Consider the following 13694-nt stretch of genomic DNA (forward strand, 5'->3'; position numbering starts at 1 on the left):
TATTTCGGCCGTTGCGGGACCGTCGATGTCGATGTTGGATGACGTCGGCAGCGGCCACGTCGGCGGCGGCCCGAGGAGGCTGCGGTGCTTGCATCGCTCGGCCGGTGGACCGCCAACCACCGGATGCTGGTCCTCGCCGGCTGGGTCGTGATCGCCCTCGCCGGCGCGGTGTTCGGAGGTTCCGTCTACGACCGGACGCAGTCGGTGGACAGCCTGCGGCCGGACGCGGAGTCCGCGGTGGCGCAGGCGCGCATCGACCGGCTCGCGCCGGAGGGCGAGCGCGTCGTGGCCGTGATCTCCGGGCGGGACTTCAACGCGACCGCGCTGGTCGACCAGGCCAGCCGGGTGATGTTCGAGATCCGGGCCATCCCGGGCGTCGCTGCCGTCACCGACGCGTACACCGCCGGCTCCGGCCAGGTCTCGCCGGACAACCAGAGCTCGCTCGTCACCGTCGAGCTGAAGCCCGGGCTGAGCGACGACGAGGCCCTGGCCGTCGCCGACCGGGTGACGGCCGTGCTGCGCCGCATCGACACCGGTGTTCCCGTCCTGGTCGGCGGGGAGGTCCTCGCCGAGCGCACCTTCGGCGAGCAGGCCGTCAAGGACGCCGCCATCGGTGAGACCGTCGCGCTGGTGGTGCTCTGCGTCGCTCTCGCCGTCGTCCTGGGCGGCCTGGTCGCCGGTAGCCTGCCCCTGGCCACGGCCCTCGCCACGGTCGCGGCGACGCTGCTGGCGCTGACCGGGCTCGCCGCGGCGGTGCCGGTGAGCGAGTACGCGGTCAACGTCGTCACCCTGCTCGGCCTCGGGCTCGCGGTCGACTACAGCCTGCTGATCCTGACCCGCTTCCGTGAGGAGCGGGCCGCGGACCGCAAGGCGGCGGTGCCGGAACTGCTCGCGCGGACCGTCGCGACCGCCGGCCGGGCCGTGCTCGTGTCCGGCCTCGCCGTCGGGGCGGCCCTCGCGGGGCTGTTCGCGTTCGCCGAACCGCTCCTCGCCGCGATGGCGCTGGGCGGCGCACTGGTCGTCTGCCTCGCCACGATCGCCGGCCTGACGCTGGTACCGGCGCTGATCGCCGTCGCCCACGCGCGCATCCCCGCCCCCCGGAAAAGCAAGAGCAAGACCAAGCGCACGAGCGGCGTGCTGGCGCGGCTGGCCGCGTTCGCGCAGCGCCGCCCGATGCTCGTGGCGCTCGGCGTCACCGCCGGCCTGGTCCTGCTGAGCCTGCCGCTGTTGCAGGTCACCCTGGCCAACTCCGACGCGCGGTCGTTGCCCACCGGCAGCGAGGAGCGCCTGGCATACGAGGCCGTCGAACGCGACTTCGCCAAATGGACCACGCAGCCGGTCACCGTGCTCATCGAGGCCGGCAAGGACGAGCCGCCGGTGCGTGCCGTCCTCGCCCGGGTGCGCGAGCTGACCGGCGAGGCCGAGCTCGACCTGCGCTCCGACCTGCCGGCCGGGGTCACCGTCGTGGACCTGCGCCCGGCCGGCCCCGCCGACGGCGAACCGGCCCAACGCCTCGTGCGGCAGCTGCGGGCCATGGACACCAGCGTTCCCGTCCTGGTCGCCGGGCCCGCCGCGGAGCTGATCGACGCGAGGGAGTCCGTGGCGTCGCGGCTGCCGATCGCGGTCGCCGTCATCGTCGTCGCGACCGCGATCCTGCTCTTCGCGTTGACCGGCTCGGTCGTGGTGCCGGTGAAGGCCCTGTGCATGAACGTCCTCACCCTGCTGGCCACGCTCGGCGTCCTCGTCGCGGTCTTCCAGTGGGGCTGGGGCTCGGCGCTGCTGGGCTTCGAACCGTGGGGCGCGTTGGACCTCACCACACCGCTGCTGCTGTTCGTGTTCATCTTCGGGCTGTCGATGGACTACGAGGTGTTCCTGCTGGCCCGGATCAAGGAGGAGTGGGACCGGCGCACCGGCGACGACCGGGCCGCGAACGACCGGGCCGTCCTCGCCGGCATCACCGCCACCGGCCCGGTCGTCACCACCGCGGCCCTGGCGATCGGCATCGTCTTCCTCGGCTTCGCCCTCGGCGACCTGATCGCGGTGAAGGAGATCGGCGTCGGCATGACCGTGGCCGTGCTGCTGGACGTCACCGTGGTGCGCGGCCTGCTGCTGCCCGCCGTCATGTCGCTGCTCGGCGCCGCGAACTGGTGGCGCCCGGGCCGCCGCGTCAGCAGTTGACCTGGGCGGCCTGGCCGAACCGCTCGCGGAGGGTCGTCTCGCGGTACTGCGTGCGGAACAGGCCTCGGCGTTGCAGCACCGGCACGACGTGGTCGACGAACGCGGGCAGCCCGTCGGCGATGACGTCGGGCATGAGCGTGAACCCGTCGGCGGCGCCAGCCTCGAACCATGCCTGCACGACGTCGGCGACCTGTTCGGGGGCGCCGGCGGCAACGAGGTGCCCGGAGCGCCAGAGCCGCCGCAGGATGTCGCGGACCGTGAGGCCCTGCCGGGCCAGCCGCAGCGCGCCGGCGTGCAGCACGGGCCCGCCCGGCTCGTCCGGCTGTTCCGGCAGCAGCCGCGGCGGCACGGGGTGGTCCAGCCGCAGCGTGTCCGGGTCGAGGTGCAGCTTGGCCGCCAGGCCGGGCAGGGCGTCGTCGCGCTGGGCCAGCTCATCGAGGGCCGCGAGCCGGTCGAGGGCCTCGCGTTCGGTGCCGCCGATCGACGTCAGCAGGCCCGGCAGCACCGTCACCGCGGCCGGGTCGCGGCCATGACGCTCGGCCCTGGCGCGGATGTCGGCCGCGTACGCCGCCGCGGCCGGGACGGTGACCGCGCCGGAGAAGACGGCGTCGGCGGTGCGGGCGGCGAGTTCCCGGCCGTCATCGGAGGCGCCGGCCTGCACGATCAGCGGATACCGCTGCGGCGACGGCGGCAGGGGCAGCGGCCCGCGGACCTGGAAGTGGGCGCCGGCGTGCCCGATCGGCCGGAGCAGCGCCGGGTCGGTGAACGTCCCCGACGCCACGTCCGCGACGAACGCGCCCGCCGGCAGGCCGCGCCACAGGGCGAGGACCACATCGACGAACTCGTTCGCCCGGGCGTACCGGTCGCCGCGCGGCGCGATGCCGGTGCCGCCGAAGTTGTCCGCGACGACGGGGACGAACGTCGTCACCGCGTTCCAGCCGGCCCGGCCGTGACTGATCAGGTCGAGGGTATGGAACCGCCGGGCGATGTTGAACGGCTCGTTGAACGTCGTGGACGCCGTGCCGATCAGCCCGATCCGCTCGGTGGCGCGGGCGATCGCGGTCAGCACCAGGGTCGGTTCGAGGTAGTACGCGCCCTGCGGGTCGTGGGTGATGTCGCCCCACCGGCCGGGCACGTCGGAGAGGAACACGGCGTCCAGCAGGCCGCGCTCGGCGACCTGGGCCGCCTCGACCCACCGGTCGACGTCGGCGAACGCGGCCGGGTCGGCGGCCGGCCACCGCCACGCGGCCGGGTGCACGCCGAGCCCGGCACCGACGAGGTGGACGTTGAGGTGGAGCTGCCGGGGTACGGTCACGCCGGTTCCTTCCCTGCGGACAGCGCCCGGGCGAGCGCGGCGGCCTGCGCGTCGAGGGACGCCCGGCCCGGCGCCGAGTCGGGGTCCTTGATGTCGAAGCCGTGGTAGGCGCCCGGGTAGAGGTGCAGTTCGGTGCGGACCCCGGCGGCCGCGAGCCGGGCCGCGAACTGCAGCGTCTCGTCGCGGTTGGGTTCGAGCTCGCCGACCACCAGGCAGGTCGGCGGCAGCCCGGTCAGGTCGGCGGCCCTTGCCGGTGCCGCCTGCGCCGGGATGTCCTCCAGCGCGCCGAGGTACGCCCGCCACGCGGCCTGGGATGCGGCCCGGTGCCAGGTGCGGAGGTCGGTGATCTGGTGGCTGGACGCGGTGTCGTGCCGGTCGTCGAGGACCGGCGCGTGCAGCAGCAACAACCGCGGCCGCAGCGGGTCGGCGCGGTCGCGCAGCCGCAGCGCCAGCCCGGCGGCGATGGCCGCGCCGGCGCTGCTGCCGATGAGCGCCGCGGCGTCGATGCCGGTGTCCCGCAGCCAGGTCCAGGCGGCGTCGCAGTCGTCGACGGCGGCCGGGAACGGGTGGGCCGGGGCCAGCCGGTACCCGACCGAGACGACGGTGGAGTGCGCCTGCTGGGCGTACCGGATGCACTGCGGATCGAACTGCTCCAGGGTGCCGGCGGTGAACCCGCCGCCGTGGACGAACAACGCCACCGGACCGTCGGGCGCCGCCCCGGCTGGACGGTATCGGCGCAGGACCGGGCCACCGGCCGGTGTCACCTCGTCGACGTCGCCGGACCACGGCCCGCGCCAGACCGGCCCCATACCGGCGACCGGATGCAGGAACCGTTGCCGCAGGTCCGGATCCACCAGGTCCGACAGGTCGCCGGTCACGCGGTCGCCTCCTGGTCCGAGAGCTCCGCGAGGTCCTCGGTCGCCTCCGGCGTCCGGCCGGACGGGGTGAACCACACCGCAGCGGCCACCAGCACCGCGAGCGCCGCCGCGAGCGCACCACCCAGGAAGGCCCGCGCCACCCCGCCGGCGATGCCGTCGGCACCGGCGGAGACGCTCAGCAGCACCGCCAGGCCGAGGGAACCACCGATCGACAGCGCGGCCTGCAGCACCCCGGACGTGACGCCCACGTCGGCGGGTCCGGTGCTGGCGAGCACGATGACGTTGAGCGGGACGATCGTCGCGCCCGCGCCGAGGCCGAGGAGGATCTCGGGGCCGAGGACCGCGGTCAGGTAACCGCTGCCCGCCCCGACCCGGCTGAGGATGAGCATCGCGGCGCCGACGAGCAGCAGCCCGCACACCGCGAGGAGCTGCGGCCGCATCCGCCGCAGCAGCGCCGGCGCGGTGCGGGCGGCCAGCATCAGTGCGAGGCCGAACGGCAGGAAGCCCAGGCCGGTGCGCAGCGGGTCCAGGTCGAAGACGCGTTGCAGCAGCAGCGTCAGGAAGAACAGGAACCCGGTCAGCACGAACGCGAGCAGGACCAGCGCGGCGAACGCGCCGGCGCGGCCCCGGTCGGCGAACACCCGCGGCGGCAGCAGCGGGTCGCTGACCCGCCGTTGCGTCACCGCCAGCACCGCCAGTGCGAGCACCGCGAAGCCGAGCGCGGAGACGGCGGTGGTGTCCCGCCAGCCGTGCCCGGCGGCCCGGACGAACCCGAAGACCAGCGCGGTCGTGCCGGACGCGGACAGCAGCGCCCCGGCGACGTCGAGGCGCCCGCCGGCGGTGCCGGCCGCCCGGGCCGGCACCAGCCGCGCCGACAGGACCAGCACGACCAGCCCGACGGGCACGTTGACCAGCAGCGTCCAGCGCCAGTCGCCGGCCCAGGTCAGCAGCCCGCCGAGCAGCATGCCGGCGCCGGCGGCCAGGCCGGTCACGGTCGCGTAGACGCCCAGGGCCCGCTCGCGCCGCTCGGCGTCGAAGCTCAGCGACAGCAGGGCCAGGCCGGCCGGTCCCGCGAGGGCCGCGCCCGCGCCCTGCACGACCCGCCCGCCGATGAGCCAGCCGGTCGCCGGGGCCAGCCCGGCCAGGGCCGAACCGGCGGTCAGCAGCGCGATGCCGGCCAGGAACGCCCGCCGGTGCCCGAGCAGGTCACCGACCCGACCGGCGACCAGCAGCCCGCCGCCGAACGCGAGCAGGAACCCGTTGACCACCCAGGTCAGGGCGCCGGTCGACAGCCCTAGCTCCCGCTGCAGGTCCGGCAGCGCCACCGCCACGATCGTGCCGTCGAGCTGCAGCATGAACTCCGCACCCACCACCGCCGCCAGCAACAAGCCGGCCCGTTCTCTCCGCATGGCAACTCCCATTGAACCGATAGGCAAGTCATATTGAACCGATGAGTTCAAACTTGCAAGTTCAATGTTCTGGACCGTGCGGTACGCTCAACGGGTGACGACCACACGCGGCCGGCTCGACAAGCGCTCGGCGATCCTCGAGGCGGCGGGCAAGGTCTTCACCCGGCAGGGCTACGAGCTGGCCGGCGTCGACGCCATCGCGCAGCTCGCCGGCGTGGCCAAGCCCACCGTCTACAACCACTTCCACGACAAGGAGACGCTCTTCCGCACCGTCATGCGGGACGGCGCCGGCCGCACCGCGGCGCGGATCATCGCGGCCCTGGACACCATCGACGACGACGCCGACCTCGCCGCCGAGCTGACCCGGGTGGCGCACCTGGTGATCGAGTGCCAGCTCAGCGACGAGGGCTGGGCGTTGCAGCGCCTGCTGTATGCGGAGGCGGGCCGCTTCGCCGACCTGTACGACGATGTGGTCAGCCAGGGCGGCGTCCCCGTCGTCAACGCCCTCGCCGGCCGGCTCGCCCGGCTGGCCAACCGCGGGCACCTCGACATCGACGACGTGATGACCGCCGCCTCGCAGTTCATGGCGCTCGTCGCCGGTGACCTGCCGGCGTTGTCACGGCTCGGCACCCGTCCGGTCCCCGCCGACGAGCTGGACCGCGCTGTCGTCGCCGGCGTCAGCACCTTCCTGCGCGCCTTCGCAGTGTCGCGCGAAGCGCGAGCCGGCGAAGGTCAGGTGTAGTAGCCGTCCACGGCCGCGCGGGCCTCGGCGTAGAGCAGCGGCCCTTCCTGCGGGACCGGCGCGAACCCGCCGCCGGGCTTGAGCGCCCCGAGCTGCTCCCCCGACAGGGCGTAGACGACGCGGCCCAACCCGGAGCGGTCGATGGCGCCGGTGCACATCCCGCACGGCTGGCAGCTGGTGTACATCGTGGTGCCGGCCGCGACGTCGGCGGGCAGGTTGCGGGCCGCCCAGCGGGCCAGTTTGAGCTCCGGGTGGGCGCTGATGTCGCCGTCGGACAGCACGGTGTTGTGCTCCTCGGCGAGGACCTGCCCGTCGGGTCCGACGAGCAGCGACCCGAACGGCGCGTCACCGGCCGCCCGGGCCAGGGTCGCGAGCTCGATCGCGCGGAGCAGGAACCGCTCCTCCTCGGGTGTCATCAGGCCTCCTCAGGCAGGGTCATGGTGCCGCGGGCGACGGTCAGGCCGGAGCCGCTCACCTGCACCTGGGAACCGTTCACCGTCACGGTGATCCGGCTCGGCCGGCCCATCGAGTGCCCCTGCTCGACGACCACGGTCGCGGTCCCCGACGCCGCCGGCTCGACGACGCCGCCGGCGACCAGCTGCGCGCCGAGCGGTCCGGCCGCCGTGCCCGTCGCCGGGTCCTCCCAGATTCCCATCGCCGGGTTGAAGAACCGCGCGTAGGCGGTGGCGCTGCTGTCCACGGTGTCGCCGGTGTACAGGTAGCAGCCCTCGCCACCGACCTCCCGCAGTGCGGCGGTGAGCCGGGCACCGTCGGGTGCGGCCCGGTCGACGGCGGCGCGGTCGCGGACCGGCACGAGCAGGTGACCCGCGCCGGTGTCCACCACCTGCGCCGGGCGGTCGGCGACCAGGTCGTCCTCGCGCAGCCCGAGCGCCGCGGCGAGTTCAGCCCGGTCGGTGACCACCGCGCCGAACACCGGCGGCGACTGGTCCATCGTGACGGTGATCGCGCCGTCGGGGTCGCGGTGCACGTGGACCGGCAGGACGTCCTCGCCGATGTGCTGGGTGAACGTGGTGTCGTCGCCGTCCAGCCGCAGCTCGCCGGAGGAGGCCAGGTGCAGCCAGGCACCGAGCGCGTTGTGGCCGGCCCCGTACACCTCCTGGCCCGTCGGGGTGAACGACCGCAGCCGCCGGGTCGCCGGCGCCACCGTCGCGCGCTGGACGAACGTCGTCTCGGACTGGTTGAACTCACGGGCGACGGCCCGCATCTGCTGGTCGGTCACGTGGTCCGCGTCGGGGACGAGGGTGAGCGGCGCCCCGGTGAGCGGGGTGGCGGCGAACACGTCGACGTAGACGAACTGGATCTCGGTCACGACTACGACGCTACGACCGGGGACGGCTGTGACGTAGCCCGTTCCTGCGGTATCCCGGGCGGGCGGGCGCAAAAGTTGCGGTAACCTGCCGCGATGACCGCACCCCCGCTCGACGAGCTGGACCGGCAGCTGCTCGCCGCGGTGCAGGAGGACGCCCGCGCGTCGCTGACCACCCTCGCCGCCGCGATCCACCTGGGCGTGTCCGCGACGCGGGCCCGGCTGAAGAGCCTGGAGGAGCGGGGCGTGATCACCGGCTACGCGGCCCGGGTCGACCCGGTCGCGTGCGGGCTGCCGCTGCGGGCGGTGGTGCGCATGAAGGTCCACGGCGCGCTGTACGACAAGGTCGCCGCGATCCTGGCCCGCGAGCCGCAGATCGTGCGGTGCGTGCGGGTGACCGGCGAGGCCTGCTACGTCGTCGAGGTCCTCGCCGCCGACATGCCGGACCTGGCCCGGATCACCTCGGACCTGGCGCGGATCGGCTCCATCACCACCGACCTGGTGTACGAGGTCGTGGCCGACCGCGCCGTCCCGTCCCTGTCGCCTTCCGCGTAGCGCCGTTGCCTTCCCGGCCTGGTTTGGCCGCCGCGGCACCGGGCAGGACCGCCGCGCGTAGTGTTTGGCTCGTCACGAATGGGGTGCCCATGTCGACGCTTCCGCTGTCGCCCGACGAGCTGCTGACCACGACCCGGTCGGTCCGCAAGCGCCTGGACCTGTCCCGTCCGGTGCCGATGGAGCTGATCCGGGAGTGCCTGGAGATCGCGCTGCAGGCCCCGTCGGGCTCCAACGCGCAGAGCTGGCACTGGATCGTGGTGACCGACCCCGAGCCGCGCCGGGTGATCGGCGAGGTGTACCGGCGTGCCTTCCGGGCGTACGCGGAGGCCGGCGGCCCCAACTCGACGCGGTACGCCGACAACCCCACCCGCCAGGCGACCCAGCTGCGGGTCGGGGAGAGCGCCGCCTGGCTCGGCGAGCGCATGGGCGACGTGCCGGTGCTGGTCCTCGCCTGCCGCCGGGTCGCCAAGCTGTCCGCCGACAACCAGGCCGACGTGTGGGGCTCGCTGCTGCCGGCCGCGTGGAGCTACATGCTCGCCGCCCGCGCCCGCCGCCTCGGCACCGCCTGGACCACCCTGCACCTCGATTACGAGGCGGAGGTCGCCGAGCTGCTCGGCATCCCCGACGACGTCCGCCAGGGCGTGCTCATCCCGACCGCGTACTACACCGGCGACACGTTCAAGCCCGCCCCGCGCGAGCCCCTGGACTCCGTCCTGCACCTGGACCGCTGGTAGCCCGGCCAGGGCTGCACCAGCCCGACGGACCGCGGCGTCAGGGTAGTGGGCGGCGGCCGGCGAAGCCGAGGTCGGCGCGGTGGAACCAGGCGAGGTCCTGGTCGCCCTCCAGCCAGCACAGCAGCACCGGCACGCCGTCGAACTCGGCCGGGAAGTCCAGCAGCAGCGGGGCGAGACCCTTGAGCTGGATGCCGGGCTGCTGCACCGCGGTCACCAGCTCGTCGAGCCGGGCGGCGCTCGCCTTGTACTCGGGCAGTCCGCCGAGCGGGGTCGGGTCACCCCCGGGGGCGAGCGATGCGGCCAGCTCGGCCGTGTCCGCCCGGACGGTGACGAGCTCGTCGAGCAGCGGCCGTAGCCGGGCGAGTTCCAGGCGCGCCGACGCCGGCGTGTACAGACCCATACCCGCCAGCGTGGCACCCCGCCCCACCGGGCGATGACTTAGGGTCCTGAGTCGTGGATGACGTGAGCGGGTCGGGACTGTTGCGGCACGAGCCGGTGTATGACGGGTTCGTGGCCTCGGAGGGGCCGCGGCAGGAGGTGGCGGAGGCCATCGACCGGCACATCGCCGAATTCCTCGGCCCGGTCGAGTTCGTGCTGCACGAGGTCGCGTCGCACCTCGTCGGGGTCCATGTCTACCTGGTCGAGCCGACCGAGCGCCGGCCGTACCGGACGCTCATCACGTCCGGCATGAGCGAGCAACCGATGACGGTCCCGGACGGGCACGGCATCAGCCCCTACGCGGAGCTGATGCTGTGCCTGCCGGCCGACTGGCCGATGACGCAGGCCGCGCTGCACGACGACCGGACCGGCTGGCCGGTGCGGATGCTGAAGCAGGTGGCCAGGCTGCCGCACGAATACCGGACCTGGATCGGCCCGTGGCACTCGGTGCCGAACGGCGACCCGGCGGTGCCCTACGCCGACGGCACACCGTTCGCCGGCGTCGTCGTCACTCCGATGCTCACGGTGCCCGAGGCGGGGCACCGCATCGTCGTCGGCGACGGGACCGTGATCGACCTCCTCGCCCTGGTGCCGCTGCACCCGGCCGAGGTGGCGCTCAAGGTGACCCAGGGCACCGGCGCACTCATCGAGGCCCTCGACCGGGGCGGCGTGACCGAGCTGCTGGACCCGGACCGGCCGTCGTTCGCCTGACGTTCGGCACGCACCCTGGCGTCACCCCACCTGGGAACGGTCCTCCTTGCTCTGGGCGCGGACCACGACCACCGGGCGGTCGGCCTTGTGGACGAGGGTGTCGGAGGTGCTGCCCAGCAGCAGTTCGCTGAGCTTGCGGTGGCCGTGCGCGCCGACCACGATGCCGGGGCTGCGCCGCTCCCGGGCGACGCGCATCAGGGTGTCGGCGACGGACTCGTCATCGGCGATGGCGAGACCGGAGGCGTCGGCGAACCCGCACTCCCGGGCGAGGTGAGCGCCGTGCTGGGCGGTGCGTTTGGCGGCCTCGTACAACTCGGCGTCCACTTCCATCGCGGTGCGCAGATCCAGCACGGTCGGTGGCATCTCCAGACCGATCAGGGGCATGGTCGCGGGCTCGAAGAGCCGGCCGGCCTCCCAGACCGTGACCACGAGCGCCGCCTGCCACCCGAGCAGCGGCGCCGCGTCGCGCACCGCCCGTTGCGCGGCGGCGGAGCCGTCGTACCCGAAGATGACCGGTGCGTCAGTCGCCATCTGCGGCACGTACCCACGGATCTTGTGCGGACAGGGTGAGGCCCGGGTGGTCGTCAGCCGCCGAGCCATTGCCGGAGCAGGTCGCCGCCCGGAGCTCGGTAGGCTCAGGCCCCATGCGCGACAGGCATGAGACGCTGCTCTACCTGGCCGAGCACCCCGCGCTGCCGGCCGGGGACGTCGACGCGCTCATCGCGGCCGCGGACCCGCACATCCTGCCGCTCCTCGCCCGGCGCGAACACCTGACCCCGGAGCAGGTCGCCACCCTCACCGAAGCCGGTGGCCGCCGCACCTTCCTGGCGCTCGTCGAGTCCGGGCGCGTGCCGGTGGACCGCGTGCCGCACGGCGACCCGCAGGCGCTGCTGGCCGGTATCGATCGCACCGACGCGCCGGACGAGTGGCTGCGGTTGCTCGCCGCCTGGCCGGATCCGCTGGTACGCAAGGAACTCCTCGCGCACGTCTGGGACCTGCTGACCGTCCTCGTTCACCCCCAGACCGTCTTGACCGACAGCTTGGGGTCGGCCGCGATCGACGACTCCGAGTAGCGGCAGTCGCGCAGCTGTTTGCGGGACCACAGCAGGGTCTGGTCCGCGTAGTACGGCGACGCCGGGTCGGCGGACTCGCTGAACGTCAGGATGCACCGGGCCGACGGCCCCGAGGACGTGTAGGCGAGGGTCAGCAGGAAACTGGTGCCGTAGTTGACCACGTAACCGCGGTCGGTGAGGTCGCTGCCGTCCACGAACGTGCCGGGGTTCATGAACGGCTCCCGGGACGAGCCCGGGAACGGTTCGTACTGCGCCATGTTGGCGATCCCGACGTTCTCCGTGGAGCCGGGCACCGGGATGCGCTGGCCCGCCTTGACGGTGTACTGCACCGACTGCAGCTGGACGTTGAGCGGCAGGCCCACGGCCCGCAGCCGCAGGATCGCGCCGGCGAGGCCGGTGAGCAGCGGCGCCGGGTCGGCCGGGGCGCCGCGTGGGGTGCGGCCCGGGTCCGCGGGGTTGAACGGCACGCCGAACAGCGGCCCGGCGACGGTGAGCGCGTCGGGGTGCTCGGCGAGGACCGCGCCGATCGTCTCGCGCCACAGCACCGCGCCGCGGCTCTGCGGTTCGAACAGCCGGTCCCAGCCGGCGAGTGCGGCACAGCCGGCGCTGATGTCGACCGCGGTGCCACCGACGGACACCGGGCGGGTGCCCTGCGCGCGGCAGGCCGTGACCACGTAGCCGGCCAGGTCGGCGGCGGTCAGCGAGTCGCCGGACAGGATGGCGGTGCCCAGGCCGGTCAGGTCGAACCGGTTGGTGCCGTTGATCAGTCGCAGGTTCTGCCGGGAGCGCGCGGACAGCGGGGTGAACTCGCCGCCCTGCAACGGTGAGAACCCGGTCAGGAACTGGTTCTGGTTGGGCACCCAGTGGCTGTCGTTGGCGTTGAACACGTAGTCGCGGCGCAGCAGCTGCGGCTGCCGGGCGAACGGGATCAGGCCCGGCGAGCGCGCGCCCGCCTGCACGACCCAGGCGTTGGCGCTGTCGCTGCCGTTGAGGGCGCCGAGCGGATGGGCGGCCCATTCGGCGATGGAGGCGTCGGACAGGTTCGGCGTCGGCGACGAGTCGGCGTACCAGGCGTTGCCGGCCGAGTCGGTCGCGATCGTGTTGACCCACGGGATGCCCTGGTCCCGCCCGATCGAGGCGCGCAGCCCGTTGACGTCGGTGGCGCGGGCCATGTTGAGCCAGACCCGCAGCAGCCGGTCGTTGTCGATGTTGGCGTCGCGATACGTGTACGCCGTCGTCGTGGTCCAACCGAACGCCGGGTCGATGGCCGACAGGTCCAGGACCGGCCCGTACCGGGTGAACCACATGGTCTGGGTGACGTTCTGGTTGTTGACCCGGATCGTCACCTGCTTGGAGGTCATCGCCTCGGGGTGGCCGTCGACGAGGTACGTGGTCGGCGAGCCGGGCACGAGGTCGACCGAGTAGAACGTGAACCGGGACCCCTCGGCGATCGTGTGCGTCCACGCGACCTTGTCGCTGAACCCGATCTGCACGCCGGGCAACCCGCCGAGGCTGGCGCCGTAGACGTTGAGATTGCCGGGCACGGTCAGCTGCGATTCCCAGAATCGCAGCTCGCCCTCCCACGGGAAGTGCGGGTTGCCCACGAGCATGCCCCGCCCCGTCTGGGACTTGTCCGCGCCGAGCGCCCACCCGTTGCTGGACAGCGCCCGCTGCTCCTGCAGGCCCTGCAGCCCGTCGGTGGTGACGGCCGCGCCGACCGGCAGGCGCGCATCGAGGCTCGATGGCGGAGCGGCGGTGGCGATGGGTCCGAGCAGCGCGTCACCGCTGGCGAGGATCGCGATGTTGCGCTGGTACGCCAGCACGTCCACCGCCGTGATCGGCCCGATCCAGGGCTGCCCCGCGCACCAGCCGGGCACTCTCCCTGCGCCGGTGGCGGCGAGGAACGCGTTGTAGCCGCGCACGTAGCCGTTGAGGACGTCGCGCTCCTCGGGCTGCAGCCGGGTCAGCTGGTCGCGGGCCCGGTCGACCAGGCCCAGCGACTGGTACGCGAAGTCGGTCGCCAGGTTCACACCGTCGGGTCCCGGGCCGAACCACCGCGACCGTTCGCTGCGGACCTTGACGATCTGGTCGGCGAGGTCGCAGAACCGGTCCTCGGCATAGGCCCACGCCTGCCCGAAGGCCGCGCTGCCGACGCTGCCGGCCAGCACGTGCGGCACCCCGTAGCTGGTGCGCCTGATCACGGCCGTGTAGACCCCGGAGGCGACGGTCTCGCCCTGTGCCGCGCCGGCGGGCACGCCGACGACCGCGGGCGTCAGCAGGGCTGCTGCCGACAACAGTGTGACGATCCGACGGGCGCGATGCACGGCTCCTCCG

General features: G+C 73.7%; 14 protein-coding genes. 6 read left to right on the top strand and 8 right to left on the bottom strand.

Going from position 1 to position 13694, the window contains the following annotated elements:
• Positions 1 to 84 precede the first annotated feature (84 nt).
• Positions 85 to 2178, top strand: coding sequence for an MMPL family transporter (locus ACFPIJ_RS31825; protein ID WP_380120442.1), 2094 nt, complete (start codon positions 85 to 87; stop codon positions 2176 to 2178).
• Here the strand turns inward: ACFPIJ_RS31825 and ACFPIJ_RS31830 are convergent.
• From ACFPIJ_RS31830 to ACFPIJ_RS31840, 3 genes are read right to left on the bottom strand one after another with little or no spacing between them, the layout of a single operon-like run.
• Positions 2168 to 3493: an NtaA/DmoA family FMN-dependent monooxygenase gene (locus ACFPIJ_RS31830; RefSeq protein ID WP_380120443.1), complete on the bottom strand. Its 1326-nt coding sequence runs from the start codon at positions 3491 to 3493 to the stop codon at positions 2168 to 2170. The two genes, ACFPIJ_RS31825 and ACFPIJ_RS31830, sit on opposite strands and share 11 nt — an antisense overlap.
• Positions 3490 to 4371 carry an alpha/beta hydrolase fold domain-containing protein gene (locus ACFPIJ_RS31835; RefSeq protein WP_380120445.1) on the bottom strand — a complete coding sequence of 294 codons (882 nt, stop codon included), beginning with the start codon at positions 4369 to 4371 and terminating at the stop codon, positions 3490 to 3492. Before ACFPIJ_RS31835 ends, ACFPIJ_RS31830 begins: the two co-directional genes overlap by 4 nt.
• The gene (locus tag ACFPIJ_RS31840) at positions 4368 to 5780 is read right to left on the bottom strand and encodes an MFS transporter (protein ID WP_380120447.1); all 1413 of its coding nucleotides are present in this window, start codon (positions 5778 to 5780) and stop codon (positions 4368 to 4370) included. The genes ACFPIJ_RS31835 and ACFPIJ_RS31840 overlap by 4 nt, the downstream gene beginning before the upstream one ends.
• Before the next feature lie 94 nt (positions 5781 to 5874).
• Here ACFPIJ_RS31840 and ACFPIJ_RS31845 point away from each other — a divergent pair, with 94 nt between their 5' ends.
• Positions 5875 to 6522, top strand: coding sequence for a TetR/AcrR family transcriptional regulator (locus tag ACFPIJ_RS31845; RefSeq protein ID WP_380120449.1), 648 nt, complete (start codon positions 5875 to 5877; stop codon positions 6520 to 6522).
• Here ACFPIJ_RS31845 and ACFPIJ_RS31850 read toward each other — a convergent pair.
• A complete protein-coding gene (locus ACFPIJ_RS31850; RefSeq protein ID WP_380120451.1) occupies positions 6513 to 6938 on the bottom strand; it encodes a nucleoside deaminase in 426 nt (141 codons plus the stop codon). The genes ACFPIJ_RS31845 and ACFPIJ_RS31850 overlap by 10 nt on opposite strands.
• Positions 6938 to 7852 (bottom strand): PhzF family phenazine biosynthesis protein, encoded by a 915-nt coding sequence (locus ACFPIJ_RS31855; protein ID WP_380120453.1) that lies wholly within the window; start codon positions 7850 to 7852, stop codon positions 6938 to 6940. Before ACFPIJ_RS31855 ends, ACFPIJ_RS31850 begins: the two co-directional genes overlap by 1 nt.
• A 93-nt stretch (positions 7853 to 7945) precedes the next feature.
• Between ACFPIJ_RS31855 and ACFPIJ_RS31860 the strand changes: the two genes are divergently transcribed.
• Together ACFPIJ_RS31860 and ACFPIJ_RS31865 are read left to right on the top strand one after the other, a co-directional pair.
• On the top strand, positions 7946 to 8404 hold the full coding sequence (locus tag ACFPIJ_RS31860) for an Lrp/AsnC family transcriptional regulator (RefSeq protein ID WP_380120455.1): 459 nt from the start codon (positions 7946 to 7948) through the stop codon (positions 8402 to 8404).
• An 89-nt stretch (positions 8405 to 8493) separates the two neighbouring features.
• Positions 8494 to 9138 carry a nitroreductase family protein gene (locus ACFPIJ_RS31865; RefSeq protein WP_380120457.1) on the top strand — a complete coding sequence of 215 codons (645 nt, stop codon included), beginning with the start codon at positions 8494 to 8496 and terminating at the stop codon, positions 9136 to 9138.
• Positions 9139 to 9175: 37 nt separating this feature from the next.
• Here the strand turns inward: ACFPIJ_RS31865 and ACFPIJ_RS31870 are convergent, their stop codons facing one another.
• Entirely contained in the window at positions 9176 to 9538 is a 363-nt protein-coding gene (locus ACFPIJ_RS31870; RefSeq protein WP_380120459.1) for a DUF2203 domain-containing protein, read from the bottom strand.
• A 53-nt stretch (positions 9539 to 9591) separates the two neighbouring features.
• Between ACFPIJ_RS31870 and ACFPIJ_RS31875 the strand changes: the two genes are divergently transcribed.
• Positions 9592 to 10287, top strand: coding sequence for a suppressor of fused domain protein (locus ACFPIJ_RS31875; protein ID WP_380120461.1), 696 nt, complete (start codon positions 9592 to 9594; stop codon positions 10285 to 10287).
• 21 nt (positions 10288 to 10308) lie between these two features.
• On the opposite strand, the gene ACFPIJ_RS31880 is transcribed toward ACFPIJ_RS31875, so the two are convergent.
• Positions 10309 to 10818 carry a universal stress protein gene (locus ACFPIJ_RS31880; RefSeq protein ID WP_380120463.1) on the bottom strand — a complete coding sequence of 170 codons (510 nt, stop codon included), beginning with the start codon at positions 10816 to 10818 and terminating at the stop codon, positions 10309 to 10311.
• Between the two features lie 113 nt (positions 10819 to 10931).
• Here ACFPIJ_RS31880 and ACFPIJ_RS31885 point away from each other — a divergent pair, with 113 nt between their 5' ends.
• Complete coding sequence (locus ACFPIJ_RS31885; RefSeq protein WP_380120465.1) at positions 10932 to 11360, top strand: hypothetical protein; 429 nt, start codon at positions 10932 to 10934, stop codon at positions 11358 to 11360.
• On the opposite strand, the gene ACFPIJ_RS31890 is transcribed toward ACFPIJ_RS31885, so the two are convergent.
• The gene (locus ACFPIJ_RS31890) at positions 11300 to 13654 is read right to left on the bottom strand and encodes a penicillin acylase family protein (protein ID WP_380120467.1); all 2355 of its coding nucleotides are present in this window, start codon (positions 13652 to 13654) and stop codon (positions 11300 to 11302) included. The genes ACFPIJ_RS31885 and ACFPIJ_RS31890 overlap by 61 nt on opposite strands.
• Between the last annotated feature and the right edge of the window lie 40 nt (positions 13655 to 13694).

The sequence above is a fragment of the Dactylosporangium cerinum genome (genome assembly GCF_042653625.1).
GTDB classification, from domain to species: Bacteria; Actinomycetota; Actinomycetes; order Mycobacteriales; family Micromonosporaceae; genus Dactylosporangium; species Dactylosporangium cerinum.